General features: G+C 62.8%; 23 protein-coding genes, 1 tRNA gene and 1 pseudogene. 15 read left to right on the forward strand and 10 right to left on the reverse strand.

Annotated elements, in window-relative coordinates:
- Positions 1 to 102 precede the first annotated feature (102 nt).
- A complete protein-coding gene (locus tag LMH93_RS19930; protein ID WP_230064489.1) occupies positions 103 to 753 on the reverse strand; it encodes a thiopurine S-methyltransferase in 651 nt (216 codons plus the stop codon).
- A 101-nt stretch (positions 754 to 854) separates the two neighbouring features.
- On the opposite strand from LMH93_RS19930, the gene LMH93_RS19935 reads away from it, so the two are divergent.
- Positions 855 to 1,622 (forward strand): DODA-type extradiol aromatic ring-opening family dioxygenase, encoded by a 768-nt coding sequence (locus LMH93_RS19935; RefSeq protein ID WP_064614035.1) that lies wholly within the window; start codon positions 855 to 857, stop codon positions 1,620 to 1,622.
- 141 nt (positions 1,623 to 1,763) lie between these two features.
- Here the strand turns inward: LMH93_RS19935 and LMH93_RS19940 are convergent.
- Positions 1,764 to 3,477: pseudogene (locus LMH93_RS19940) on the reverse strand (DEAD/DEAH box helicase).
- 317 nt (positions 3,478 to 3,794) lie between these two features.
- On the reverse strand, positions 3,795 to 4,550 hold the full coding sequence (locus LMH93_RS19945) for a spermidine synthase (protein WP_003247095.1): 756 nt from the start codon (positions 4,548 to 4,550) through the stop codon (positions 3,795 to 3,797).
- A 116-nt stretch (positions 4,551 to 4,666) separates the two neighbouring features.
- Between LMH93_RS19945 and LMH93_RS19950 the strand changes: the two genes are divergently transcribed.
- Positions 4,667 to 6,013, forward strand: coding sequence for a class II 3-deoxy-7-phosphoheptulonate synthase (locus LMH93_RS19950; protein ID WP_003247094.1), 1,347 nt, complete (start codon positions 4,667 to 4,669; stop codon positions 6,011 to 6,013).
- A gap of 642 nt (positions 6,014 to 6,655) precedes the next feature.
- Here the strand turns inward: LMH93_RS19950 and LMH93_RS19955 are convergent.
- Positions 6,656 to 6,874 (reverse strand): DUF1127 domain-containing protein, encoded by a 219-nt coding sequence (locus LMH93_RS19955; protein WP_003252881.1) that lies wholly within the window; start codon positions 6,872 to 6,874, stop codon positions 6,656 to 6,658.
- Positions 6,875 to 6,970: 96 nt separating this feature from the next.
- Between LMH93_RS19955 and LMH93_RS19960 the strand changes: the two genes are divergently transcribed.
- A complete protein-coding gene (locus LMH93_RS19960; protein WP_003252879.1) occupies positions 6,971 to 7,822 on the forward strand; it encodes a LysR substrate-binding domain-containing protein in 852 nt (283 codons plus the stop codon).
- A gap of 28 nt (positions 7,823 to 7,850) precedes the next feature.
- Here the strand turns inward: LMH93_RS19960 and LMH93_RS19965 are convergent, their stop codons facing one another.
- Complete coding sequence (locus LMH93_RS19965) at positions 7,851 to 8,600, reverse strand: sulfite exporter TauE/SafE family protein (RefSeq protein WP_003252877.1); 750 nt, start codon at positions 8,598 to 8,600, stop codon at positions 7,851 to 7,853.
- A gap of 113 nt (positions 8,601 to 8,713) precedes the next feature.
- On the opposite strand from LMH93_RS19965, the gene LMH93_RS19970 reads away from it, so the two are divergent.
- From LMH93_RS19970 to LMH93_RS19980, 3 genes are all read left to right on the forward strand, one after another.
- Positions 8,714 to 9,667, forward strand: coding sequence for a LysR family transcriptional regulator (locus LMH93_RS19970; protein ID WP_003252875.1), 954 nt, complete (start codon positions 8,714 to 8,716; stop codon positions 9,665 to 9,667).
- Between the two features lie 58 nt (positions 9,668 to 9,725).
- Positions 9,726 to 10,181 carry a MarR family winged helix-turn-helix transcriptional regulator gene (locus tag LMH93_RS19975; protein ID WP_003252873.1) on the forward strand — a complete coding sequence of 152 codons (456 nt, stop codon included), beginning with the start codon at positions 9,726 to 9,728 and terminating at the stop codon, positions 10,179 to 10,181.
- A gap of 140 nt (positions 10,182 to 10,321) precedes the next feature.
- A complete protein-coding gene (locus LMH93_RS19980; RefSeq protein WP_230064490.1) occupies positions 10,322 to 10,750 on the forward strand; it encodes an organic hydroperoxide resistance protein in 429 nt (142 codons plus the stop codon).
- A gap of 234 nt (positions 10,751 to 10,984) precedes the next feature.
- Here the strand turns inward: LMH93_RS19980 and efp are convergent, their stop codons facing one another.
- Together efp and earP are read right to left on the reverse strand one after the other, a co-directional pair.
- Positions 10,985 to 11,554, reverse strand: coding sequence for an elongation factor P (efp, locus tag LMH93_RS19985; protein WP_003252871.1), 570 nt, complete (start codon positions 11,552 to 11,554; stop codon positions 10,985 to 10,987).
- 48 nt (positions 11,555 to 11,602) lie between these two features.
- Complete coding sequence (gene earP / locus LMH93_RS19990) at positions 11,603 to 12,736, reverse strand: elongation factor P maturation arginine rhamnosyltransferase EarP (RefSeq protein ID WP_003252869.1); 1,134 nt, start codon at positions 12,734 to 12,736, stop codon at positions 11,603 to 11,605.
- Positions 12,737 to 12,865: 129 nt separating this feature from the next.
- Here earP and LMH93_RS19995 point away from each other — a divergent pair, with 129 nt between their 5' ends.
- Together LMH93_RS19995 and LMH93_RS20000 are read left to right on the forward strand one after the other, a co-directional pair.
- Entirely contained in the window at positions 12,866 to 13,264 is a 399-nt protein-coding gene (locus LMH93_RS19995) for a hypothetical protein (protein WP_014754109.1), read from the forward strand.
- A 2-nt stretch (positions 13,265 to 13,266) separates the two neighbouring features.
- Entirely contained in the window at positions 13,267 to 13,737 is a 471-nt protein-coding gene (locus LMH93_RS20000; RefSeq protein WP_004577091.1) for a GreA/GreB family elongation factor, read from the forward strand.
- A 59-nt stretch (positions 13,738 to 13,796) separates the two neighbouring features.
- On the opposite strand, the gene LMH93_RS20005 is transcribed toward LMH93_RS20000, so the two are convergent.
- Positions 13,797 to 14,735, reverse strand: coding sequence for a LysR family transcriptional regulator (locus LMH93_RS20005; protein WP_033725819.1), 939 nt, complete (start codon positions 14,733 to 14,735; stop codon positions 13,797 to 13,799).
- Between the two features lie 118 nt (positions 14,736 to 14,853).
- On the opposite strand from LMH93_RS20005, the gene LMH93_RS20010 reads away from it, so the two are divergent.
- Entirely contained in the window at positions 14,854 to 15,603 is a 750-nt protein-coding gene (locus LMH93_RS20010; RefSeq protein WP_003252861.1) for a 3-oxoacyl-ACP reductase family protein, read from the forward strand.
- A gap of 39 nt (positions 15,604 to 15,642) precedes the next feature.
- On the opposite strand, the gene LMH93_RS20015 is transcribed toward LMH93_RS20010, so the two are convergent.
- Positions 15,643 to 16,527, reverse strand: a complete 885-nt coding sequence (locus LMH93_RS20015) for a LysR family transcriptional regulator (RefSeq protein WP_003252859.1) — start codon at positions 16,525 to 16,527, stop codon at positions 15,643 to 15,645.
- A 106-nt stretch (positions 16,528 to 16,633) separates the two neighbouring features.
- Between LMH93_RS20015 and LMH93_RS20020 the strand changes: the two genes are divergently transcribed.
- The 3 genes from LMH93_RS20020 to LMH93_RS20030 all read left to right on the forward strand — a co-directional run bounded on the left by LMH93_RS20020 (position 16,634) and on the right by LMH93_RS20030 (position 20,854).
- Entirely contained in the window at positions 16,634 to 17,821 is a 1,188-nt protein-coding gene (locus LMH93_RS20020) for an MFS transporter (protein WP_014754115.1), read from the forward strand.
- Positions 17,822 to 18,036: 215 nt separating this feature from the next.
- Positions 18,037 to 18,417: a hypothetical protein gene (locus LMH93_RS20025; protein WP_003252855.1), complete on the forward strand. Its 381-nt coding sequence runs from the start codon at positions 18,037 to 18,039 to the stop codon at positions 18,415 to 18,417.
- A gap of 304 nt (positions 18,418 to 18,721) precedes the next feature.
- Positions 18,722 to 20,854: a TonB-dependent siderophore receptor gene (locus LMH93_RS20030; RefSeq protein ID WP_230064491.1), complete on the forward strand. Its 2,133-nt coding sequence runs from the start codon at positions 18,722 to 18,724 to the stop codon at positions 20,852 to 20,854.
- Positions 20,855 to 21,115: 261 nt separating this feature from the next.
- Here the strand turns inward: LMH93_RS20030 and LMH93_RS20035 are convergent.
- Positions 21,116 to 21,205, reverse strand: a tRNA-Ser gene (locus LMH93_RS20035).
- A gap of 198 nt (positions 21,206 to 21,403) precedes the next feature.
- Between LMH93_RS20035 and LMH93_RS20040 the strand changes: the two genes are divergently transcribed.
- The 3 genes from LMH93_RS20040 to LMH93_RS20050 all read left to right on the forward strand — a co-directional run bounded on the left by LMH93_RS20040 (position 21,404) and on the right by LMH93_RS20050 (position 23,967).
- A complete protein-coding gene (locus LMH93_RS20040) occupies positions 21,404 to 22,093 on the forward strand; it encodes a crotonase/enoyl-CoA hydratase family protein (protein WP_003252834.1) in 690 nt (229 codons plus the stop codon).
- A gap of 120 nt (positions 22,094 to 22,213) precedes the next feature.
- Positions 22,214 to 22,927 carry a lysophospholipid acyltransferase family protein gene (locus LMH93_RS20045; protein WP_003252832.1) on the forward strand — a complete coding sequence of 238 codons (714 nt, stop codon included), beginning with the start codon at positions 22,214 to 22,216 and terminating at the stop codon, positions 22,925 to 22,927.
- Positions 22,928 to 22,995: 68 nt separating this feature from the next.
- Entirely contained in the window at positions 22,996 to 23,967 is a 972-nt protein-coding gene (locus LMH93_RS20050) for a magnesium and cobalt transport protein CorA (RefSeq protein ID WP_003252830.1), read from the forward strand.
- Positions 23,968 to 23,994 lie beyond the last annotated feature (27 nt).

The raw sequence follows: 23,994 nt of genomic DNA on the forward strand, positions 1-23,994 counted from the left end.
CAGCTTCTGTGGGAGCGGGCGTGCCCGCGAACACCGGCAAAGCCGGTGCCATCTAACGCGCCGCCCGCTCCCACATGGGCCGGGGCAGCCTGCCCTACCTGCTTACCGGCTGAGCCGGTACACCCGCTCCAACAAACTCGACGCCCCGGCCTGCACAAACTTCGGGCTCTCCTCAATCACCTCAACAGCCTCCAACTGCTCCACCTGCCACCCCGCAAACCCCTGCCTCAGCTCTTCATCCCTGACCGAAAACGGCGGCCCGGCCAACAATGACTGGTCATACTCCAGCGTCACCACCAACCCCCGGCAGCTTGTCGGCAGCAACCCCGACAACAGCTGCATATACCGCGCACGCATCTGCACCGGCAGCGCAATCACCGCCGCCCGGTCATACAGCCCCACGCAGTCAGCCACATCCTCTGCCCGCAAGGCAAAGAAGTCGCCACACCACAGCTGCACATCTCCACTGCGCCAAACCTCGAATGCGCCCTGCTGCCGCACCTCGGCCTCAAGCCCTTGCTCACGGAAAAAATCCTCCACCGCCCGCCGCGACAGCTCCACACCCAATACACGATGGCCCTGACCGGCCAGCCAGGCCAGGTCCAGGCTCTTGCCACACAACGGCACCAGCACGCGGCTGCCGGGCGCCAACTGCAGCTGTGGCCAATACGTCTGCAGATAGGGGTTCACCTGCGCCTGGTGAAAGCCGATCTGGTTATCGGCCCACCGCTGCTGCCAGAACGCTGGTTCCATGATTACTCCCGATTTTTAGATGATTTGTCGGTAAAACTTGGTTTGGATTTCGATCTGTAGTTAATCGATGATGGTTGCATCTTAACCTTCAGGACCCCGCCATGCTGCCCAGCCTGTTCATTTCCCATGGTTCCCCCATGCTTGCCCTGCAACCCGGCGCCAGCGGGCCGGCACTGTCCGGGTTGGCCAACGCCCTGCCCCGGCCGAAAGCGATCGTGGTGGTGTCGGCACACTGGGAAAGCCGCGAGCTGCTGGTCACCGGCAGCGCACAGCCGGAAACCTGGCATGACTTCTACGGTTTCCCACCGGCCCTGTATGCGGTGCAGTACCCGGCACCGGGCGAGCCCGGGCTTGCTGGCCAGGTCAGCGAACGGTTGAAGGCTGCGGGGTTACCCGCGCACCTGGACATGCAACGCCCATTCGACCATGGCGCCTGGGTGCCACTGTCGCTGATGTACCCGGATGCGAGCATTCCCGTGGTGCAGGTTTCACTGCCCAGCCACATGGGGCCGGCGCTGCAGCTAAAAGTGGGCCAGGCACTGGCGGGGTTGCGTACCGAGGATGTACTGCTGATAGGGTCAGGCAGCATTACCCACAACCTGGGTGAGCTGGACTGGCATGCAGGGCCGGATGTGATCGAGCCATGGGCGCTGGCGTTCAGGGATTGGGTGGTAGACCGGCTGCAGGAGGATGACCAGGCGGCGTTGCTGGATTACCGGCAGCAGGCGCCGTTTGCGGTGCGCAACCATCCCAGTGATGAGCATTTGCTGCCGCTGTTCTTTGCCCTCGGGGCCGGGAGCAAGTTCGGCGTGGTGCATCAGGGGTTTACCCTGGGCGCGCTGGGGATGGACATCTATCGGTTCGACTGAAGGGCCTCTTCGCGGGCAAGCCCGCTCCTACAGGTACTGAAATCTGTGGGGTACCTGTAGGAGCGGGCTTGCCCGCGAAAGGGCCGGTACAGGCAAAAAAAATCCCCGACCTAAGCCGGGGATTTTTTCGTTACGCCAGGATCAATCCTCGCGGTAGCGACGCAGCTTCAGCTGCTTGCCAGCCACGCGGGTGTCCTTGAGCTTGGACAGCAGCTTCTCGAGGCCGTCTTCCGGCAGCTCGACCAGGCTGAAGCTGTCGCGCACCTGGATGCGGCCGATAGCGTCACGCGCCAGGCCACCTTCGTTGAGGATCGCCCCCAGCAGGTTCTTGGCAGCGATGCCATCACGGGCACCCAGGGCGGTACGGCAACGCACGCGGCCTTCGGCCAACGGCAGCGGTGCACGGCGCTCACGATCACCACGGTCAGGACGCTCGCCACGCTCACCGCGCTCGGTACGCTCACCACGCGGGGCGAAGCTCGGCACCAGTGGCTGCTCGCGCTCTACCGCCGCCAGGTCCAGCGCCTGGCCATTGGTGGCCTTGCGCAGCAGGGCCGAAGCCAGGGCACGCGCGCTGCAACCGAGGTCTGTGGTCAGACGGTCGAACAGCTCGCCGTGGGTGGCTTCTGCTTCGGCTACCAGCGGCGCCAGGCTCGAGGTCAGCTTCTTGATGCGGGCATCCAGCACGGCCTGGGCATTCGGCAGGCGCGCTTCGGCAACCTTCTGCCCGGTAACACGCTCGATCACCTGCAGCATGCGGCGCTCACGCGGGGTAACCAGCAACAGTGCACGGCCATCGCGACCGGCACGGCCAGTACGGCCGATACGGTGTACGTAGGATTCCGGGTCGTACGGCATGTCAACGTTGAACACGTGAGTGATGCGCGGTACGTCCAGGCCACGGGCAGCGACGTCGGTGGCGACGACGATGTCCAGGCGGCCATCCTTGAGCGAGTCGATCACGCGCTCACGCTGGTTCTGGGCGATATCGCCGTTCAGTGCAGCAGCCTTGTAGCCTTTGGCTTCCAGCGCGGCGGCCAGGTCCAGGGTGGCTTGCTTGGTACGCACGAAGGCGATCAGCGCGTCGAACTCTTCCACTTCCAGCAGACGCAGCACAGCCGGGATCTTCTGGTCCGCGTGGACCATCAGGTGGGCCTGCTCGATCGCGGTAACGGTCTGGGTCTTGGTCTGGATCTTGACGTGCTTGGGTTCACGCAGGTGACGCTCGGCGATCGAACGGATCGACGACGGCAGGGTAGCGGAGAACAGTACGGTCTGACGGGTAGCCGGGATTGCGTCGAAGATCACTTCGAGGTCGTCCATGAAGCCCAGCTTCAGCATCTCGTCGGCTTCGTCCAGTACCAGGTACTGTACGGTCGACAAGACTTTTTCGTCACGACGCAGGTGGTCGCACAGACGGCCCGGGGTGGCCACGACGATTTGCGCGCCGTTGCGGATCGCACGCAGCTGTGGGCCCATCGGGGCACCACCGTAGACGGCGACAACGTTCACGCCCGGCATCTGCTTGGCGTAGGTTTCGAAAGCGGTAGCAACTTGCAGCGCCAACTCACGGGTTGGCGCCAGGATCAGGGCTTGCGGTTCGCGCTTGCTCACATCGATCTTGTTCAGGATCGGCAGGGCGAAGGCAGCGGTTTTGCCGGTGCCAGTCTGCGCCTGGCCGATCATGTCGTGACCGGCGAGGATGATCGGGATCGATTGTTGCTGAATGGCGGACGGCTCTTCGTAGCCGGTAGCCACAACGGCAGCAACAATGTTCGGGTTAAGATCGAGAGCGGCGAAGCCGCCGGTTTCCTGGGTCATGGGTCTGCCTCTAGGTGCATCCGCAAAGACCCATGCTCCAAAGCTGCACATGCCTTGAAAGACCGTCAGGTCACCCAGGCAGCTTTGGCGGCGGGGATTTGCGAAAACGATTGAAAAAGAAAACTTGGGAAGGTCCGCCTAGCGGACGCGCAGCCGAAGCTGGACTCGGAGGATTTGCACCACCTGATTTTGAGGTCCGCTAAAAGACCGGCGCGTACTATACCTGAAATAGTCGCGTACGTGAGGAATATTTTCATGGAGGCAGGGCCAGTATCGGGCCATCAAGCACGACAGGCTGAATCGATAATCCCCTGAAGCCTGGCGCGCTCGGTGTCGGCGCGCGTCAGCCACTCACGTCGCCGGCCGAATCTCGCGGATCAGCCCCTCGAGGCTGTACCCCAAACGGGGCGCCAGCGCCTCGGCCCGGGCTCTCAAACCGTCCAGGTCCAGCGACTGCTCCAGGTCTGCCGGCACCAGCAAAATCACATTGCCCTCCTTCACAGGCAGTTCCCAGTAATGCCGGTGGTACAACCCGCGCAACAACGCCGCGCCCAGCGGCCTGCCATCATCGGTGGCCCACTGGTTGATCACCAGCCAGCCGCCCGGGTTCAGGTGCTGCTGGCAGTTCTCCAGAAAGTTCCACGCCAGGTGCCCGACCCCAGGACCATGGTCGGTGTACAAGTCAACGAACAGCAGGTCGGCCTTCTCTGCCGTGGGCAGCAGCTCCAGGGCATCGCCGATACGCACATACAGCCGCGGGTCGTCGTCCAGGCCCAGGTAATCCATGGCCAGGCGCGGCACATCCGGGCGCAGCTCGATGGCCTCGATGTCTTCCAGCGGCAGGAACTTCATGCAGGCCTGGGTCAGCGTGCCGGCGCCCAGGCCCAGAAACAGTGCACTCTCAGGCAGTTCGTGGCACAGCGCCCCCACCAGCATGGCGCGGGTATAGTCGTACTCCAGCCAGCTGGGGTCGGCGGTGAACACGCAGCTTTGCTCGATCGCATCGCCGAATTCCAGAAAGCGGTAGTCGTCTACTTCGTACACGCTGATGACGCCAAACGCATCTTCCACCCGTGCCAGCAGCCGCTCTTGCCGTTCCGCCGTCATGTCCACCACCCACCTGCGCAAAAACGCGCATTGTCCGCCAACACCCTTGATGCAACAAGCGCAGCGCCAACTGTTACCATGGCCCATAGCCTACAACCGACAAGACCGAGCCCAAGATGAACCAACCGTGGAGCCCCGACAGCTGGCGTGCCCTGCCGATCCAGCAGCAACCGACCTACCCCGATGCCGCGCACCTGCTGAAGGTTGAACAGACCCTGGCCAGCTACCCGCCGCTGGTGTTCGCGGGTGAGGCGCGCGAGCTGCGCCGGCAGTTCGCCGAGGTCACCGAAGGCCGTGCCTTCCTGCTTCAGGGCGGCGATTGCGCCGAGAGCTTCGCCGAGTTCTCGGCTGCAAAAATCCGCGACACCTTCAAGGTGTTGCTGCAAATGGCCATTGTCATGACCTTTGCCGCCGGCTGCCCGGTGGTGAAAGTGGGGCGTATGGCCGGGCAGTTCGCCAAACCGCGCTCATCTGGCGATGAAACCATTGGCGACATCACCCTCCCCGCCTACCGTGGCGACATCGTCAACGGCATCGGTTTCGACGCCAAAAGCCGCATTCCGGACCCGGAACGCCTGCTGCAGGCCTACCACCAGGCCACCGCCAGCCTCAACCTGCTGCGCGCGTTCGCCCAGGGCGGGTTTGCCGATCTGCACCAGGTGCACAAGTGGAACCTGGACTTCATCGCCAACTCGGCGCTGGCCGACAAGTACCACCAGTTGGCCAATCGCATCGATGAAACCCTGGCGTTCATGCGTGCCTGTGGCCTGGACAGTGCGCCGCAACTGCGCGAAACCAGCTTCTTCACAGCCCACGAGGCGCTGCTGTTGAACTATGAAGAAGCCTTCGTGCGCCAGGACAGCCTGACCGGCGACTACTACGACTGCTCGGCGCACATGCTGTGGATCGGCGACCGCACCCGCCAGCTCGATGGGGCCCATGTGGAGTTCCTGCGTGGCGTGCACAACCCGATTGGGGTCAAGGTTGGCCCGAGCATGAACCCCGAAGAGCTGATCCGCCTGATCGACACGCTCAACCCGGCGAACGACCCGGGGCGTTTGAACCTGATCGTGCGCATGGGCGCGGGCAAGGTTGGCGACCACTTGCCGGGGCTGATCCGCACTGTCGAGCGCGAGGGGCGCAAGGTGCTGTGGAGTTCCGATCCGATGCACGGCAACACCATCAAGGCCAGCAGCGGTTACAAGACCCGCGATTTTGCGCAGATTCTGGATGAGGTGAAGCAGTTCTTCCAGGTACACCAGGCCGAGGGCAGCCATGCTGGCGGTATCCATATCGAGATGACTGGGCAGAACGTCACCGAATGCATCGGCGGTGCCCGGCCGATCACCGAGGATGCGTTGTCTGACCGGTATCACACCCATTGTGATCCGCGGATGAATGCTGATCAGTCGCTGGAGTTGGCATTCCTGATTGCCGAAACCCTCAAGCAGGTGCGGCGCTGAGCGCTTTTCGCTTTTGATCTTGCTTCTAAGTGCGCGGTAGTTCAGGCGACGCAGATTGCGACTTCAGGAGGCCGAGTGGAGGCCTTGCGGCCATCGCAAATGGACTGTACGCCCGATCAGAACGAGCGCTTAAGCTTTTGGGCTTTTGGGCTTTTGGGCCTTTGGGTTGTGCGCTTTCACATCAAGTAGACATTCATTCACGATGTAGGCGCCTATTCACCTTTCCGCCCTTCCGGCGGGTTACTTTGGTCGTGGCCAAAGTAACCAAAGCCGTCGGCTCCCATCATCCGGCCCCTACGCTACGCTCCGGGGTCCCCTCGCTCCGGGCTTGCTCCCGGGAGGACCGCGCTGCAGGCCCCATCCTGGGGCCCAGCGCTTGACGGGCATCCATGCCCGTCACCTCCCTCCGCAAGCCCTGCGCTCGGCCTCCTGAAGTCGCAATCTGCGTCGCCTGAACTACCGCGCGCTTAGAAGCAAAAGCCAAAGCAAGAGCAAGAGCAAGAGCAAGAGCAAGAGCAAGAGCAAGAGCAAGAGCAAGAGCAAAAGCAAGAGCAAAAGCAAGAGCAAGAGCAAAAGCAAAAGCAAAAGCAAAAGCTGGAGCTGGAGCTGGAGCTGGAGCAAAAGCGACTGCCACGCATGGCATCACTTCCTCAAAGGATCATCCCAGAAATGCCGCTCGGCCTCTTGCTGGATATCCGCCCGACTCAACCCCAAGTCGCGCAAGGTTGCATCACTGAGGCTGGCCAGCTCCTGACGCTGACGGTACAACTGCAGCCAGCGCGCCGGACGCTGCAAGGCCGCATGCCACAGGTAGCTCAGGGAAAAGGCAGGTTGCTGGATGCTGCTGACATGACCTTTCATCGTGAAGCCCTCCGTGTTGATGGCCTCAGTCTCACGCCAGGCATAAGATCAATCCAACGAATGTTTCTGATGCGATGCATCTCGGAGATTGATGCAATGTCCCAGTACCAGAGCCTCGACGCGGATGTCCTGCGCACCTTCGTCGCCATTGCCGAGCAAGGCGGCTTTACCCGCGCAGGCGAAGTGGTCAACCGCACCCAGTCAGCGGTCAGCATGCAGATGAAACGCCTGGAAGAAGACATTCTGCAGCGCCAGCTATTCGAACGTGATGGCCGTCAGGTGCGGCTGACCGCCGAAGGCCAGGTACTGCTGGGGTATGCCCGACGCATTCTCAAGTTGCATGGCGAGGTGTTCAACACCCTGCGCATGCCACACATGGTTGGGCTGGTGCGCATCGGCACACCAGACGACTACGCCATGCGCTTCCTGCCGACCATCTTGTCGAGCTTTGCCCAAGCCTACCCGCTGGTGCAGGTGGAAGTGCATTGCGATTCGTCCAAGCAGTTGATGCTGCGCCAGGACCTGGACCTGACCATCGTCACCCGCGAGCCCGGCAACGAGATTGGCCAGTTGCTACGCCAGGAACGCCTGGTGTGGGCCGCGGCAGAAGGCTTTTGCCCGCACGAACAGCGGCCGATGCCGGTGGCGCTGTTCAACACCGACTGCTTCTGTCGCGCCTGGACCTGCAATGCGCTGGAGGCACAGGGCATCGATTACCGTATTGCCTACACCAGCCCAAGCCTGGCGGCAATCTTTGCCATCGTCACCGCCGGGCTGGCAGTGACCGCGCAGCTGCAGAGCCTGATCGGGGGCAACATCCGCATTCTGGGTGAGAGCGAAGGGCTGCCACAGTTGCCCATGGCCAATGTAATGCTGGTGCGCAGTACGCAGACCCCCTCGCCAATCACCGACTGCATGGCCGACTACATCGTTGAGGGTTTCAAGTGATCGGGGGCCGAAAAACGGCCCCAACCTCTCAAAGCTCAAACCCCAGCATCACCGCACAGACCACCAGGAACACACAGAACATCGCCCGCAATACCTTCTCCGGCAACGCGTGGGCCAGCTTCACGCCCCAGCTGATACTGAGCAAGCCCCCCACCGCCAAGGGAATCCCCACCCCCCAGTCAACACTATGGTGCACGCCATAGGTCACCAGCGTGACCAAGGTACTCGGCGCCGCCAGCGCCAGTGACAGCCCCTGCGCCACCACCTGAGTAGCGCCGAACACACTGGTCAGGATCGGCGTGGCCACCACGGCCCCACCCACCCCGAACAAGCCGCCCATGGTGCCGGCAAAGCTGCCCAGCACACCCAGCCACGGCCAGGCATGACGCAGCTCGGCACTCGGCGGCGACACCTTCATGAACATCCGCACCACGTTCCACACCGCCAACGCTACCAGGAAGCCGACAAAACCCAGGCGCATGGAATGCGCATCAAGCCCCACCGCCCAGATCGACCCCAGCCAGGCAAACAAGAAGCTGCACGCCGACAGCGGCAACGCATGGCGCAACGCGATGCGGTTGCGCTGGTGATACCGCCACAGCGCCAGCAGCACATTGGGTACCACCATCACCAACGCGGTCCCCTGCGCCAACTGCTGGTCCAGGCCAAACAGCACGCCCAATGCCGGAATCGCAATCAGCCCGCCACCAATGCCGAACAAGCCCCCCATGGTGCCCAGGGCAGCGCCCAGCACGATATACAACAACCACTCGATCATCAGGGCCTCGTCCGCCTGTACCAATAATGCGAGCATGCTAACGAGTGTGCGCTGGCGGGGAAACGCACAGCAGCGCACAATGGCTGTGCGTTTTTCGCAAAAGCAAGGCAGCCATGAACCCCGATACCCTGACCGACCAATTGAGCCTGTTCCTCGATGTGCTGGAAACCGGCAGCTTTTCTGCCGCCGCCCGTCGCCACCCGCTGACCCCGTCTGCGGTAGCACGGCGCATCGACAACCTGGAAAGCGCCGTCGGCAGCCGCCTGTTCACCCGCAGCACCCACGCGGTGCGGGCCACGCCTGCAGGCAACGCCTTTGCCGAGCGGGCCAGGCGCATCATCGAGGAGTTGCGCCTGGCCCGGGCTGAAGCGGTGTCACTGAGCAATGCCCCGGAAGGCCTGATCCGCATCGACGCCCCTGCCGCGTTTGGCCGCCGCCACCTGGCCCCGGCCATTGCCGACTTCCTGGTGGCCTACCCGGGCCTGGACGTGCAACTGCGGTTGATCGACAGCTTCGTCGACCTGCAGGGCAGCCACCTGGGCGAGGTCGACCTGGTGCTGCGCGCCGGCCCCTTGGCCGACACCCGTCTGGTCGCCACGCCGCTCGCCTACATGGTGCGCATTGCCTGCGCCAGCCCCGCCTACCTGGCCAGCCGCGGCATCCCCACCTGCCCCAGCGAACTGCCCGGGCATGACGGGCTGGACTGGGATGGCCTGGCGCCGCCGTTCGCCTGGCGCTTCAGTGTGGCCGGGCAAACCCGCCTGTACCGCCCCGCGCGCATGCGCATGGCCGCCAACAATGCCGAAACCCTGCTGTTCGGCGCCCTCGCCGGCCTGGGGATAGCCCACCTGCCCACCTGGCTGATCAGTGAATACCTGCTGCGCGGCGAGCTGATCCCGTTGTTTTGCGACGGCGGCATGCCTGAAGCCGAGACCAGCGGCATTTACGCGCTACGCCTGGCACATGAAACGAACTCTCGCAGCCGTTTGCTGCTCGAATTCCTCAAGAGCCGCTTCAGCCCGATTCCACCCTGGGACCTGGCCTTGCGCAGTGAACTGCGCGATTAATTCGCGCACTGATGATCAGCGTGCCAGAATTTTCCATTGATGACTTTCAAGGACCTGCATGAACGCCGACACCCAAGCCTCCTGTGACGAGCTGCTGCTGGACAACCAGGTCTGTTTCGCCCTGCACTCCACCTCGTTGCTGATGACCAAGGTCTACAAGCCGCTGCTGCAGGCGCTGGGCCTGACCTACCCGCAATACCTTGCCATGCTCGTGCTCTGGGAGCGTGACGGCCTGACCGTGGGCGAAATCAGCCAGCACCTGCTGACCGACCCAGGCTCGCTGACCCCGCTGCTCAAGCGCCTGGAAAGCGAAGGCCTGTTGCAGCGCAACCGCAGCCGCGAAGATGAACGGGTAGTGATGGTACAGCTGACCGACAAAGGCCGCGCCCTGCAACAGCAGGCCAAACAGGTGCCGCAATGCATTCTCAAGGCCAGCGGGCGGAGCCTTGAGCAGTTGCAGAAACTGCAAGCCGACCTGCTGAACCTGCGCGAAAACCTGCAGAAAAACCTCTGAGCGCTATGCTGTGAAATGGCCGTTCCGATGAACGGTGATTATTTATCTTGCGCGCTAACTAATTGCGCGCTAATTTAAATCCCACACCAACCCCCGCCCTCCTGCAAACGGGAGTGCACAGCACATTAGCGAGGCTCAAGATGCAAAAGGTCACTCCGCTGTACATCGCAGAAGCAACCTCCACCGGTGGGCGCGACGGCAAATCCCGCTCCAGCGACGGCAAGCTCGTCGTCAGCCTGAGCACCCCCAAGGAACTGGGCGGCGCGGGCGGTGACGGCACCAACCCCGAGCAGATGTTCGCCGCTGGTTACTCGGCCTGCTTCATCGGCGCCTTGAAGTTCGTGGCCGGGCAAGAGAAGAAAGCCCTGCCGGCAGATGCCTCGATCACCGCCAAGGTGGGCATCGGCCAGATCCCGGGCGGTTTCGGCCTGGACATCGACCTGCTCATCAACCTGCCGGGCCTGGCACAGGCCGATGCCGAAGGGCTGGTGGAAAAGGCGCATCAGGTTTGCCCGTATTCCAATGCCACCCGCGGTAATGTGGATGTGCGCCTGCACGTAACCGTCTAAGGCGCAAAGGCTGGCGCGATCCCCTGTGGGAGCGGCCTTGCGTCGCGAACGGGGCGCGAAGCGGCCCCAGGCGTTCGGCATGTAGGCAGAAATTGCCGGGGCCGCCTTGCGGCCCTATCGCGACGCAAGGCCGCCCCCACAAAAGCGCGAGCACAAGCACGCGCTGAGGATTGGGAAAACACAGGCATAAAAAAACCCGGCTTGCGCCGGGTTTTTTGCGTCTCGCAAGAAGCATTACTTCTTGGAACGGCCTTTGAAGCTGTTGTCGCGAGTGTCGATGTCGATCCACTCGTCGATCTGGATGAAGTCGGCAACCGAGATCTCGGTACCGTTCGCCAGCTTGGCAGGCTTCATGACTTTGCCGGAGGTGTCACCGCGAGCAGCGTTCTCGGTGTAGACAACTTTACGGCTGATGGTGGTCGGCAGCTCAACCGACACCAGACGGCCTTCGAAGAACACGGCTTCGCAGACGTCTTCCATGCCTTCTTCGATGTACGGCAGAACGGCTTCGATGTCCTCGGCGTTCAGCTCGTACATGGTGTAGTCGGTGGTGTCCATGAAGGTGTACTCGTCACCATTGATGAACGACAGGGTCGCTTCTTTGCGATCCAGGATCACGTCGTCCAGCTTGTCGTCCGCACCGTATACGGTTTCGGTCTTGTAGCCGGTCAGCAGGTTCTTCAGCTTGGTCTTCATGATCGCGCTGTTACGGCCCGACTTGGTGAACTCAGCTTTTTGAACCAGCCACGGGTCGTTGTCGATCCGCAGTACGGTACCGGGTTTCAGTTCTTTACCAGTTTTCATTACGAAGTATCCGAATCTGGATGGATTTATAAAAATCGAGGCCGCGTATCATAGCGAATTTCGGTAAAAGTGTACTAGCGCTTCGGCAAGGTCCGGCTGAGCGGCCTGTCGCGCCCCCCAAAGGCGGGCATGCTGCTGCAGTTCCGGCCAATGCTGGCGGGCCGCCCGCCAGGCCTGGCCCATGTCGATATTCATGTTCCAGGCACGCCACAGGCCCAGTAGGGCTGCATCGGCATCGTCTGACAGGCCGCAGCGATAATGCGCGAGGAACGCTTCGAGTTTTTCCCAATGGGCATTCTCGTCCTGCACATAGATGTGCCACAGCATCGGCTGCCCCGCCCACTGCGCACGCACGAACGAGTCTTCGCCACGCACGGCATTGAAATCGCAGCTCCATAACAGCCGGTCGAAGTCGTCCTGGCTGACGAAAGGCAGCACCTGAACGGTCAGCGCCCCACGGGTGCGCACATCACCCACGTGCAGCGGCCCCTCGCCCAACCACTGGCTGAGCCCCGCGACGATGCGCCCTTGCGGGACCAACAGGTGGCAGGCCTGGTCAGCTGTAGCCAGGGCATCAAGCCAGTTGCCCAGCTGCGGGTTTTCATAGGCAAACAGCGAGATCAGCAGCGCATCCGGCACAAGGTCTACACCAAGCCCCTGCAAAAAGGCACGGCGCGCCTCCGCCGACTGCTGGAACGCGTCACGCCGGGCCAGCAGCGAACCCTCGCGCAGCAAACCACCCGTTTTGTCGGTAAAGCCCGGGAAGAAAAATACCTTGCGCAAACCGTTGGGCTGCGGCGAAGGCAAACCATGGCAACCCTCCACCCAGTCCTCGGCACTCAGGTACTCGAGGTTGAGCCAGAGCGGCGGCTGCGGAAGGGCGCGCATGGCCTCGACATACGCCGCGGGCAACTGGCAGGCGAACGCGCCGATCACCACATCGGCCGGCGCCACCGGCAACCACGCTGCCGGCCAGTGGCGCACATCCACGCCGTGTTGCCACTGTTGGGCCGCCGTGGCATCGGCGCCAGGGCACATGGGCGTGAAAGCGTTGAGGTCATCCACCCACAGGCGCACCGCCAGGCCGTGCTCGGCCACCAACTGCCGGGCCAGGCGCCAGGTCACGCCAATATCGCCGTAGTTGTCGACGACGCTGCAGAAGATGTCCCAGGTGGCTTTCATGCGCCCCTCCCGTGCGGGTGCAAAAACAGCGAATTCTGCGCATAAATTGGCGCAGACAAAAGCACCTGCGCAGAAAAATGCCCAAGCGCATGCGACAATGCCCCCCTACCACGCTGCCAGGAGGCTGCCATGCCGCGCCACCGTGAATTGAAGATCACCCTCAAGCCGTTGCCGTTGATCATGTGCGTTGCCTTGGGCCTGTGGCTGGGCGCCATGGCCATTGCCGCGAGCCTGTGGCTGGCCCAGCAGTTGTGGCCACAGCAGGTGCAACCTCTGGCCCAGGTGGTAGCCCCGCATGCAGACCGCCCCGTTGCAACGCCTGCACCGGCCACTGCCCAGGATGCCCAGGCCGAGATGTTCGAACGCTACAAGGACATCCTGCACAAACAGGCGCTGCAACAGGCCGCCGATGCCGCCCAAGGCAACCCGCGCAACCTCAACAGCCCCAAGTGCCAGTTCTGGCTGCAGCAAAACCGTACCGCGCCCACCGAAAAAAGCCAGGCCAACGTGCTGGAGTTCTGTTACTGACCATGGACAAGCCCCACCTGCTGGCGCTGATTGTCGCCACCCTCGCGCATGACCTGGACGTGCTGACCCGCGCGGCGCAAACCGCCTACGAGGCCGCCACCGCCGAAGAGAACATTGCCGAGAACAAGTATGACACGCTGGGCCTGGAGGCCTCGTACCTGGCCACCGGCCAGGCCCGCCGCAGTGCCGAGATCCGCCAGGCGCTGGTGATCTACCAGCAGTTGCTGCTGCGTGATTACGACCCAGCGCGCGGTGTGCAGGTAAGCAACCTGGTGACCCTGGAAAATGAAGATGGCGCGCAACGCCAGCTGTTTCTCGGGCCTGAGGCAGCGGGGTTGAAGATTGGCGAGGGTGACGGACTGGTGACGGTGATTACCCCACGATCGCCGCTGGGGCAGCAACTGCTGGGCAAGCGCGTGGATGACGAGGTGAACCTGGGCGCACAGGTATCGTTCATTGTCGATGTTGTCTGAACCGGCCTCTTCGCGGGCGCGGGCGGGCCCGCAAAAGGGCCGGCACAGGCAATAATTCTCTAAAGCACCTGCAAGGCATCGAACCGCCCCGCCAGCCCCTGTTCGGCAAACTGCTGCACCACAAAATCGATGAACGCCCGGGTCTTGCCCGGCAACAGCTTGTGCTCGGCGAAATACAGGCTGATATGCCCATCGTCCACATACCAGTCCGGCAACACCCGCAGCAGGCGCCCGGCCAGCAAGTAGGGCACGGCAAACGGCAGGCTCACCAGGGCAATGCCCAGCGCCTGCTCGGCCACCGCGCACGCCGCGTCCGAATCGCTCATGGTCATCGCCTGACGCAATTGCAGCGGCTGCTGCGCCTGCCAACGGCTGGTCAACGGCCACGAGCGCACCCGCCCGGTCTGCGGTGACCGCACCAGGATGCCGTCATGGCGTTGCAGCGCCTGCGGGTCTTCTATCGGCGCGTGCCGCTGCAGATAGGCCGGCGCCGCCACCAACACCCGGTGCGCGGGGGTCAGCTTGCGCGCCACCACCCCTGGCGGCAGTTCGAAACCACCGCCAATCGCTGCATCGAAACCCTGGCCGATCAGGTCGACCTGGCGGTTGTCGAAATGCCAATCCGGGGTAATCGCCGGGTAACGGCGCAAGAATTCCCCCAGCAACGGCAACACGTACAAACGCCCGAACACCGTGCCCATACTCACCCGTAACGACCCGGCCGGCTGGCCTTCTGCACTGGCCAGGTTGGCCACGGCGTACTGAATGGTGCGAAAGCTGTCACTGACCTCGCCAAGAAAACGCTGCCCCGCTTCGGTCAAGGTCAGCTTGCGGGTACTACGCTGGAACAACCGCACACCCAGGCGCGCTTCCAGCTGCGCAACGTGCTTACCCACGGCAGCCGGGGTAAGGCTCAGGCGCCTGGCGGCTTCGGCAAAACTGCCGACCTCGGCACTGCGGATGAAGCACTCCAACGCGCTGAATGATTCCATGGCCATAATTAGCAACCAAAGGTTTACTCTGCTGATAGTTATTACCATCTTATCAGTAGGCAATCGAGCGCCGATACTGTGCCCATCCAAGGCATTTCGGCCTGGCTTCCAGCAGGAGAACAGCATGTCCAAGCAACTTACACTCGAAGGCAAAGTGGCCCTGGTTCAGGGCGGTTCCCGAGGCATTGGTGCAGCCATCGTGCGGCGCCTGGCCCGCGAAGGCGCGCAAGTGGCCTTCACCTATGTCAGCTCTGCCGGCCCGGCCGAAGAACTGGCCCGGGAAATTACCGAAAACGGCGGCAAAGCCTTGGCCCTGCGGGCTGACAGCGCTGATGCCGCAGCCGTGCAACTGGCGGTGGATGACACCGTAAAAGCCTTGGGCCGGCTGGATATCCTGGTCAACAACGCCGGCGTGCTGGCAGTGGCCCCGGTGACAGAGTTCGACCTGGCCGACTTCGATCGCATGCTGGCCGTGAACGTACGCAGCGTGTTCGTCGCCAGCCAGGCCGCCGCACGCTATATGGGCCAGGGGGGTCGTATCATCAACATTGGCAGCACCAACGCTGAACGCATGCCGTTTGCCGGTGGCGCACCGTACGCCATGAGCAAGTCGGCACTGGTTGGCCTGACCCGCGGCATGGCACGCGACCTCGGGCCGCAGGGCATTACCGTGAACAATGTGCAGCCCGGCCCAGTGGACACCGACATGAACCCGGCCAGTGGCGAGTTTGCCGAGAGCCTGATTCCGCTGATGGCCATTGGGCGGTATGGCGAGCCGGAGGAGATTGCCAGCTTTGTGGCATACCTGGCCGGGCCTGAAGCCGGGTACATCACCGGGGCCAGCCTGACTGTGGATGGTGGGTTTGCAGCCTGATTGAACGGTTGCCTGTGCCGCGACAACGCCGGCACAGGCTTAGCCTTTGTGTGCCCCCAGGCACTGTTCCATCACGTCCAGAAAAGCCCGGGCAGCCGGTGTGGGGCTGGACGACCACACCGCATACAAGTGCCGCACCGGGGCATCCACCAACCGCGCCACTGCCACCCCTTCGATGCCTTGAGCCACCCGCTCGGGCACCAGGCCGACGGCCATGCCCCGCTGCACGAATTTCTCCACCAGACGAACATGCCCGATCTCGAACTGCACCCGACGCTGCAACCCCACTGCTTCAAACGCCTCGTCGGTCTGGCGTCGCGCCCCGGTGCCTTCGGGGAAGTCCACCAACACCTCACCTGCCAGGTCAGCCAGCGCCAGTTGTGCCCTGCCCGCCAGGCGATGCCCCAACGGCAACACCGCCACCAGTTCTTCCCGGGCCAGCAACCGATGCTGCACCCCCTGCACCACCTCGCCCTGCCACAGCCCGATAAAACCCACGTCCAGGCGCCGCTCGAGCACATCAGCAATCAGCAATTCGCTCTTGGCCGTGAGCCAGCGTACATCCACATCCGGGAAACGACCGTGAAACACCGCCAACAGGTCGACCAGGTCCAGCGCGGTGAGCGAGCTGATTTCACCAATCGCCAGCCGCCCGCGCACCTGGCCGCAGGCCGCTGCCACGTCATCGGCAATGCGCCGGGCCGCCTCCACCGCGGGCCGTGCACTGAGCACAAAGGCCTCCCCCGCAGGTGTCAGGCGTACCCGCCGCGAACTACGCTCGAACAGGCTCACCCCCAGCTGCGCCTCCAGCCGCGCCACCTGATGGCTAAGGGCCGACTGCACCACATGGCAGCGCTCCGCCGCGCGGGTAAAACTGCCGGTGTCGGCCACGGCAAGGGCATATTCGAGCTGCTTGAGGTTCATCGATCTATCTGCTTTCAAGATGAATAGGTTGAAAACTATACATTGGTGTCATGCCTGACACTTCCTGATAATCATCACCACACACCACTGCCCCCACGAGAATTGCATGCACACCCCCACTCTCAGCCGCGCCTTGATCCTGCTGATGGCTACCGCCACAGGCCTGGCCGTGGCCAGCAACTATTACGCCCAACCGCTGCTGCACAGCATCGCCCAGCAGTTTGGCTTGAGCACCGCCAGCGCCGGCAGCATCGTGATTGCCGCGCAGCTCAGCTATGGCGCCGGCCTGTTACTGCTGGCACCGCTGGGCGACCTGTTCGAGCAGCGCCGGCTGATTACCGTGATGACCGTTGTCTCCACCTTGGGCCTGGTCATCAGCGCCTGTGCACCCAGCCTGCCCTGGCTGCTGCTCGGCACGGCGCTGACCGGGCTATTCTCGGTGGTGGCACAGATCCTCGTGCCGATGGCAGCGACCCTGAGCGAGCCGCATCAGCGTGGGCGCGCGGTCGGCACGCTGATGAGCGGCCTGCTGCTGGGCATCCTGCTGGCGCGTACTGCTGCCGGCTTCATGGCCGAGCTGGGTGGCTGGCGCAGTATCTACGTGCTGGCCGCCGTGCTGATGGCAGTTACCGCCGTGGCGCTGTACCGCAGCCTGCCACAGCACCACAGCCACGCCGGGCTGAAATACCCGGCCCTGATCGGCTCCGTGTTCCGTCTGTTCATCGAAGAGCCCGTGCTGCGCCTGCGCTCGCTGCTCGGTCTGTTGGCATTCAGCCTGTTCGCCCTGTTCTGGACACCCCTGGCGTTTCTGCTGGCGAAAGGCCCCTACCACTATTCGGATGCAGTGATCGGCCTGTTCGGCCTGGCCGGTGCGGCGGGTGCGTTGTCGGCCAACTGGGCCGGGCGCCTGGCAGACCGCGGCAAGGGCGCGCTGGGTACCACCGTGGGCCTGGTGGTGTTGCTGCTGTCGTGGGTGCCGCTGGGGTTTGCCGAACAGTCCCTGCTCGCCTTGCTGCTGGGTGTGCTGATGCTCGACCTGGCGGTACAGCTGGTGCATGTGAGCAACCAGAACGCAGTGATCGCCCTGCGGCCCGAGGCACGTACGCGGCTGAATGCCGGTTATATCACCTGCTACTTCATTGGCGGGGCGCTTGGGTCGTTGCTGGGCACCCAGCTGTTCCAGCGCCAGGGCTGGATGGGGATCGTGGTGGCCGGGCTGGTGATTGGCGGGCTGGCGTTGCTGGCCTGGGGATGGGCCGAACGCAAGCGCAAGAATGCCTTGCAGGTGGCCTGAAAAACGCTCGCTGGATTCTTCGCGGGCACGCCCGCTCCCACAGGTGCCTCACAAACCTCAGGGCACTGATACGCCTGTGGGTACGGGTGTGCCCGCCAAGAGGCCAGCCACGGCGACAAAGTACCGCACTACCCTCCGTCGCAATGCCGTTGACTTGCCTGCCTGGGCAGCGCTCATTAAGCGCTGGAATGCCCTTTCCCTGACAGGATGAATTTATGACAAGACTCACGGTACAGTCCGGCGATTTCTTGCAAGGTGAAGGCGAGTATCGCAATGGATCGCTCACACTCAAGACCGCGCGCAGCCCCTCACCCGGTGAGCGGATTTCCCTGGCACGCATCAGCGACTTGCGGCTGGCCAGCCTGGAAACCAACCGCAGCCTTGGCAGCGCCTTGGGCTGGGGCGTGGCCGGCGCCCTGGTGGCAGGGCCAGTAGGGCTGCTGGCCGGGCTGTGGTTGGGTGGCAAGGAAGAAGAAGCAACCTTTCTGGCCACCTTCAAGGATGGACGCAAGCTGATGGCCATTACCGATGGCAAGACCTGGTCGAAGATCGATGACAACTGGCGGCAGCACAAGCGGCCGATCAAGACAGGCTGACTGAATACGCCGGGCCTGGATCGTTTTATGTAGAGGGCGGCTGGTAAGATGCCGCCTTTTTCATGGCCTGTTCCGGCCTCTTCGCGGGTAAACCCGCTCCTACAGGGGTATCACCAACCGGTGTATCACCACCTGGTGCATCACCAACCGGTGTATCGCCACCCGGTGCATCACCAACGGGTGTATCGCCGCCCGGTGCATCACCAACTGGTGTATCCCAACCGGTGTACCACCAACCAGTGTAGGAGCGGGTTTACCCGCGAAAGGGCCAGTACAGGTATCGCGCATCCAGGAGCCCCACCGCATGCCCCCGCATCACCCCCGCCTGCCCCTGAGCCTGCTCAGCCTGGGCCTGGCCCTGCAGTGCCCCTCTGTGTTTGCCGAAGACAGCGTGATGCTGGCCCCGTTGCAGGTCTCCGACACCTACGCCAATGATGGCTACCAGGCACGCCAGGCCGCTGTGGGCGGCTTCCAGCCCGCGCCACTGCTCGACACCCCCGCCTCTGTCAGCGTGTTCAGCCAGCAGTTGCTGGAAGACCGCCAGGTACGCAAGCTTAGCGAAGTGTTGCAAAGTGATGCCTCGGTCGGCGAAAGCTATGCCCCCATCGGCTACTACGAAAACTTCAATGTGCGCGGCTTCGAGCTGAACGCCGCCAGTAGCTATCGCATCAATGGCCAGACCATTGCCGGCGAACAGAACGTAGCCCTGGAAAACAAGCAGCAGGTGGAATTGCTCAAGGGCCTGTCCGGGCTGCAGACCGGCGTGTCGGAGCCGGGCGGCTTGATCAACTATGTGACCAAGCGGGCCCAAGACATACGCAGCGTCACGGTATCGACCAACGAACAGGGCGAACGCTATCTGGCCACCGACCTTGGCGGCTGGTTCGGCAGCGAAAAGCAGTTCGGCCTGCGCGCCAACCTGGCCCATGAAGACATCCGCACCTACGTCGACCACGCTGACGGCAAGCGCGACTTCGCCTCGCTGGCATTCGACTGGCAGATCAACCCGGATGCCACCCTGCAGCTGGATGCCGAGTATCAACACCGCGAACAGTCGTCGGTGCCGGGTTACCAGCTGCTCGGAGGCACTGAAGCGCCACACGGCGTCAACCCGGAAGACCGCCTGGCCTACCAGCATTGGGCAAAGCCCGTGCAGAACGACTCACTGAACCTGGGCGGCCGCTTCGAATACCGCTTCAACGATACCTGGACCGGCACCTTGAGCGCCTCCCGCAGCAAAGTGGTGATCGACGACTACAGCGCGTTTGCCTGGGGTTCGAGCGAGGGGGCGTTTTTCGGCAGCAATGGCGACTACGACATCTATGACTTCCGCAGCCCCGACGATACCCGCCGTACCGACGAGGCACAGGCCATGCTCAACGGGCACTTCGATGCGCTGGGGGTGGGGCACGAGCTGACCGTGGGTACCAGTGCGCAGCGACGCACACTGGATCAGCGCCCGTACTACAACGAATGGCTTGGTACTGGCAACATCCATACCGGCGCCCCGGACCTCGATCCGTCCGACAAACCCGTCGGCGCCAGCGAACGCCGCCTGGACAGCCGCCAGTACGGCTTGTTCGTCAGCGACCGCATCAGCTTCAACGAACAATGGCAGACCGTGCTGGGCGCCCGTGAAGTGCGCCTGGATGAAAAGACTTGGGACGAGAACGGCGTAGCCGGGCGCCATACCCGCCAATACGAGCTGCTGCCCAACGCTGCGCTTATCTACAAACCGCAGCCGAACACCACGGTATACGCCAGCTACGCCAAGGGCCTGTCTGCCGGAGGCACGGCCCCCTGGTTCGCCAGCAATGCAGCTGAGATCCTGGCGCCCACCACCTCCCGCCAACTTGAACTTGGCCTCAAGCACGACTGGCAAGGCCTGAGCCTGAGTGCCGCCCTGTTCCAGATCCGCCAGGCGTACCAGTACGCGCGCCCGGACGGCACCGGAAACTTCACCTACGTGCAGCAAGGCCAGCAGAAAAATACCGGCCTGGAACTGGGTGCCAGCGGCCGGGTGACCCCGAACCTGCAGGTACAGGCCAGTGCGGCAGCCATTCGGGCGCGGGTGCAGAACAGCGGTACCGAAGCCTATGAAGGGCACCAGGCGATCAACGTGCCTAAATTCCGGGCGGCGCTGCATGCGGAATATGCCCTGCCGGTTCCGGGGCTGGCGCTGCTGGGCGGGGCGCGGTATAGCGCCAGCAAGTATGCGAGCCAGGCAGGCAATGTGGAGGTTGGCGGGTATACCGTGTTCGACCTTGGCAGCCGCTACAGTACCCGTGTTGGCGGGTATGACACGGTGCTGCGGCTGACGGTGGATAACGTGCTGGACAAGCGATACTGGCGCGATGTGGGCGATTACCTGGGGGATAACTACCTGTTCCAGGGGGCACCGCGTACCGCTCGGCTTTCGGCTTCGATCAGCTTCTAGATTGCCGGGGCCGCTCTGCGGCCCTTTCGCGACACAAGGCCGCTCCCACAGGTGTGGACTGCTCCCAAGGGGTTGGATTGGTGTCCAACTTCTTGGGGGCACTCCAATTGCCTGTGGGAGCAACTGTCTTGCTCAATTTCTAAAAGCTGGCGCGATCCGTGTGGGAGCGGCCTTGTGTCGCGATGGGCTGCGCAGCAGCCCCAATGGCCTTGAAAACAAAAAGCCCCCGTGCTTTTCAGCGCGGGGGCTTTTCGTAGAATGTGGCGGTGAAGAAGGGATTTGAACCCTTGATACGATTTCTCGTATACACACTTTCCAGGCGTGCTCCTTCGACCACTCGGACACTTCACCGTTTCTCTTCAAGCCTTGCGGCCTGTCGAGGTGCGCTAATTTAGTGAAAGACTTTCCCTTTGGCAAGCATTTTTTTCAATTTTTTCATGTATTTGCACTTGGGCTGCCATGAGCACTGACCGACCAGTCAGCCTTGCTGCTTTACCTCGCCCCTGGCGCTGGGTAACGTCGTCGCCACGCCAACAAAAGGACTCTGCCATGAGCGAGCTGATTACCTACCACGCCGAAGACGGCATCGCCACCCTTACCCTGAACAACGGCAAGGTCAATGCCATCTCGCCGGACGTCATCACTGCCTTCAATGCAGCGCTGGACCGCGCTACCGAGGAGCGTGCAGTAGTGATCATCACCGGGCAGCCGGGCATTCTGTCAGGCGGTTACGACCTCAAGGTAATGACCCGCGGCCCCAAAGACGCCATCAGCCTGGTCACCGCCGGTTCCACCCTCGCCCGCCGGCTGCTGTCGCACCCGTTCCCGGTGGTGGTCGCCTGCCCCGGCAATGCCGTGGCCAAGGGCGCCTTCCTGCTGCTGTCGGCCGACTACCGCATTGGCGTCGATGGGCCATACAAGGTATGCCTGAACGAAGTGCAAATCGGCATGACCATGCACCACGCCGGCATTGAACTGGCCCGCGACCGCCTGCGCCGCTCGGCCTTCCACCGCTCGGTGATCAATGCCGAAGTGTTTGACCCGCAGGGTGCCGTGGATGCCGGCTTCCTCGACAAGGTGGTACCGGCCGAGCAGTTGCAGGAAGCGGCAATGACTGCAGCACGAGAGCTGAAGAAGCTGAACATGCTGGCGCACAAGAACACCAAGCTGAAAGTGCGCAAAGGGCTGCTGGAGGCGCTGGACAAGGCGATCGAGCTGGATCAGCAGCATATGGGCTAGACGCACGGGCCCTTTTCGCGGGCTTGCCCGCGAAAAGGCCGGAACAGGCCTGCACCAAGGTTTGCCCCAACCAGTGCACACCCGTACACTGCCCCGCGACCGTCTGGTGTGAGCCGTACCATGCTTTATTCATTGCGTATGTTCCTGCTGGGGCTGCATTTTCTTGCCGTTGGCGCCGTGGGCCTGCTCATTGGCCTGTGCCGCCCCTTCAACCCTGACAACAGCCGCGTTTTCGCCCGGCTCTACAGCTTGCCGGCCACCTGGCTGATGCGCATCAAGGTCAAGGCCGAAGTCGGCCCATTGTGGGACCATCCACCCGGGTGTGTGATCGTGGCCAACCACCAGTCCAACTTCGACCTGTTCGTGCTGGGCCAAGTGGTGCCGCAACGCACCGTCGCCATCGGCAAGAAGAGCCTGGGCTGGATCCCGCTGTTCGGCCAATTGTTCTGGCTGGGCGGCAACGTGCTGGTCGACCGCAAGAATGCCTATCAGGCACGCAGGGCCATACAGAAGACCACCCGGGTTCTGCAGGACGACACCTCGATCTGGATTTTCCCCGAAGGCACCCGCAATCCCGGCGAGCATTTGCTGGCGTTCAAGAAAGGCGCGTTTCACATGGCCATCGAGGCCGGTGTGCCGATCGTGCCGGTCTGCGTCAGCCGCTATGCCAGGCGCCTGAGCCTGAACAGCTGGCGCCAGCGCACGGTGATTGTGCGCTCGCTGCCGCCCATTGCCACGACGGGCATGACGCTGCAGGACCTGCCCGCGCTGATCGAGCAATGCCGGGTGCAAATGCAGCAGTGCATTGACCGCATGGAAAAAGAACTGGCCTGATCCGGGGTTGCTCTGGAGCCGGGTACAGCCCAAGCTGTATCCGTGTTCAATCGAATAAGCGGACAACCATGGGTCGAGTCGTGGCATCGGCGGTGTACAGCGCCGGCAGAAAGGTCACCAACATCAGCATCGACGAAGGCAGCGAGTGGGCGCGCAAGCCGGGGCATTTTGTGTGGATCGGCCTGGAAGAGCCCAATGCCGAAGAGCTGGCCAACCTGCAGTCGCAGTTCAACCTGCACGAACTGGCCATCGAAGATGCCCTGGAAAAACACAGCCGGCCCAAGCTGGAAACCTTCGGTGACGCGTTGTTCATCGTCACTTATTCGCCAGTGCGCCACGAAGGCAAACTGGAATTCATCGAGACCCATATCTTCGCGGGCAACGGCTACATCATCACCTGCCGCAACGGCCACTCCAAATCCTACGCCATGGTCCGCCAGCGCTGCGAAGCTCGGCCCCTGCTGCTGGAACATGGCGAAGACTTCGTGCTGTACGCCCTGCTCGACTTCGTCACCGAGAACTACCAACCGGTCAGCGAGGCCATTCATGGCGAGATCGAAGCGCTGGAGGAAAGCGTACTGGGCGGCTCGCTGCGGGAAGACGACATCCGCCGCCTGCACAGCCTGCGCCGTGACATCCTGCGCCTGCGCCGCTACGTGGCACCCCTGGTTGAAGTGAGCGAAGAACTGCAGCGCCTGAGCTTCCCGTTCATCGACAAGAACATGCGCCCGTACTTTCGTGATGTGCAAATTCACGTGACACGGCAGATGGAAGACTTGGCCGGCATACGCGACATTGCCAGCCAGACGATCGAGATCGGCATGCTGCTGGAATCGTCACGGCAAAGCATCGTGCAGCGCAAATTCGCGGCCTGGGCGGCGATTCTGGCATTCCCTACGGCCATTGCCGGGGTTTACGGGATGAACTTCCAGAACATGCCGGAGCTGAGCTGGCACTACGGTTACTTCGCGGTATTGGGGGTGATTGTGACGGGGTGTGCCGGGTTGTATGCCAGCTTCAAGAAATCGGGTTGGCTTTGATGGCCTCTTCGCGGGCGTGCCCGCGAA

It is taken from the genome of Pseudomonas sp. CIP-10, assembly GCF_020911845.1.
Lineage (GTDB): Bacteria > Pseudomonadota > Gammaproteobacteria > Pseudomonadales > Pseudomonadaceae > Aquipseudomonas > Aquipseudomonas alloputida.

What these genes read in the sequence shown, in the direction of transcription:
- LMH93_RS20040 (WP_003252834.1), top strand. Translation starts at nt 21,404, where the DNA reads ATGAGCGAGCTGATTACCTACCACGCCGAAGACGGCATCGCCACCCTT.
- LMH93_RS20000 (WP_004577091.1), top strand. Translation starts at nt 13,267, where the DNA reads ATGGACAAGCCCCACCTGCTGGCGCTGATTGTCGCCACCCTCGCGCAT.
- LMH93_RS19970 (WP_003252875.1), top strand. Translation starts at nt 8,714, where the DNA reads ATGAACCCCGATACCCTGACCGACCAATTGAGCCTGTTCCTCGATGTG.
- LMH93_RS19935 (WP_064614035.1), top strand. Translation starts at nt 855, where the DNA reads ATGCTGCCCAGCCTGTTCATTTCCCATGGTTCCCCCATGCTTGCCCTG.
- LMH93_RS19965 (WP_003252877.1), bottom strand. Translation starts at nt 8,600, where the DNA reads ATGATCGAGTGGTTGTTGTATATCGTGCTGGGCGCTGCCCTGGGCACC.
- efp (WP_003252871.1), bottom strand. Translation starts at nt 11,554, where the DNA reads ATGAAAACTGGTAAAGAACTGAAACCCGGTACCGTACTGCGGATCGAC.
- LMH93_RS20020 (WP_014754115.1), top strand. Translation starts at nt 16,634, where the DNA reads ATGCACACCCCCACTCTCAGCCGCGCCTTGATCCTGCTGATGGCTACC.
- LMH93_RS19980 (WP_230064490.1), top strand. Translation starts at nt 10,322, where the DNA reads ATGCAAAAGGTCACTCCGCTGTACATCGCAGAAGCAACCTCCACCGGT.
- LMH93_RS20025 (WP_003252855.1), top strand. Translation starts at nt 18,037, where the DNA reads ATGACAAGACTCACGGTACAGTCCGGCGATTTCTTGCAAGGTGAAGGC.
- LMH93_RS19960 (WP_003252879.1), top strand. Translation starts at nt 6,971, where the DNA reads ATGTCCCAGTACCAGAGCCTCGACGCGGATGTCCTGCGCACCTTCGTC.
- LMH93_RS19950 (WP_003247094.1), top strand. Translation starts at nt 4,667, where the DNA reads ATGAACCAACCGTGGAGCCCCGACAGCTGGCGTGCCCTGCCGATCCAG.
- LMH93_RS20005 (WP_033725819.1), bottom strand. Translation starts at nt 14,735, where the DNA reads ATGGCCATGGAATCATTCAGCGCGTTGGAGTGCTTCATCCGCAGTGCC.
- LMH93_RS19945 (WP_003247095.1), bottom strand. Translation starts at nt 4,550, where the DNA reads ATGACGGCGGAACGGCAAGAGCGGCTGCTGGCACGGGTGGAAGATGCG.
- LMH93_RS19975 (WP_003252873.1), top strand. Translation starts at nt 9,726, where the DNA reads ATGAACGCCGACACCCAAGCCTCCTGTGACGAGCTGCTGCTGGACAAC.
- LMH93_RS20010 (WP_003252861.1), top strand. Translation starts at nt 14,854, where the DNA reads ATGTCCAAGCAACTTACACTCGAAGGCAAAGTGGCCCTGGTTCAGGGC.
- LMH93_RS19930 (WP_230064489.1), bottom strand. Translation starts at nt 753, where the DNA reads ATGGAACCAGCGTTCTGGCAGCAGCGGTGGGCCGATAACCAGATCGGC.
- LMH93_RS20015 (WP_003252859.1), bottom strand. Translation starts at nt 16,527, where the DNA reads ATGAACCTCAAGCAGCTCGAATATGCCCTTGCCGTGGCCGACACCGGC.
- LMH93_RS20050 (WP_003252830.1), top strand. Translation starts at nt 22,996, where the DNA reads ATGGGTCGAGTCGTGGCATCGGCGGTGTACAGCGCCGGCAGAAAGGTC.
- LMH93_RS20030 (WP_230064491.1), top strand. Translation starts at nt 18,722, where the DNA reads ATGCCCCCGCATCACCCCCGCCTGCCCCTGAGCCTGCTCAGCCTGGGC.
- LMH93_RS20045 (WP_003252832.1), top strand. Translation starts at nt 22,214, where the DNA reads ATGCTTTATTCATTGCGTATGTTCCTGCTGGGGCTGCATTTTCTTGCC.
- earP (WP_003252869.1), bottom strand. Translation starts at nt 12,736, where the DNA reads ATGAAAGCCACCTGGGACATCTTCTGCAGCGTCGTCGACAACTACGGC.
- LMH93_RS19995 (WP_014754109.1), top strand. Translation starts at nt 12,866, where the DNA reads ATGCCGCGCCACCGTGAATTGAAGATCACCCTCAAGCCGTTGCCGTTG.
- LMH93_RS19955 (WP_003252881.1), bottom strand. Translation starts at nt 6,874, where the DNA reads ATGAAAGGTCATGTCAGCAGCATCCAGCAACCTGCCTTTTCCCTGAGC.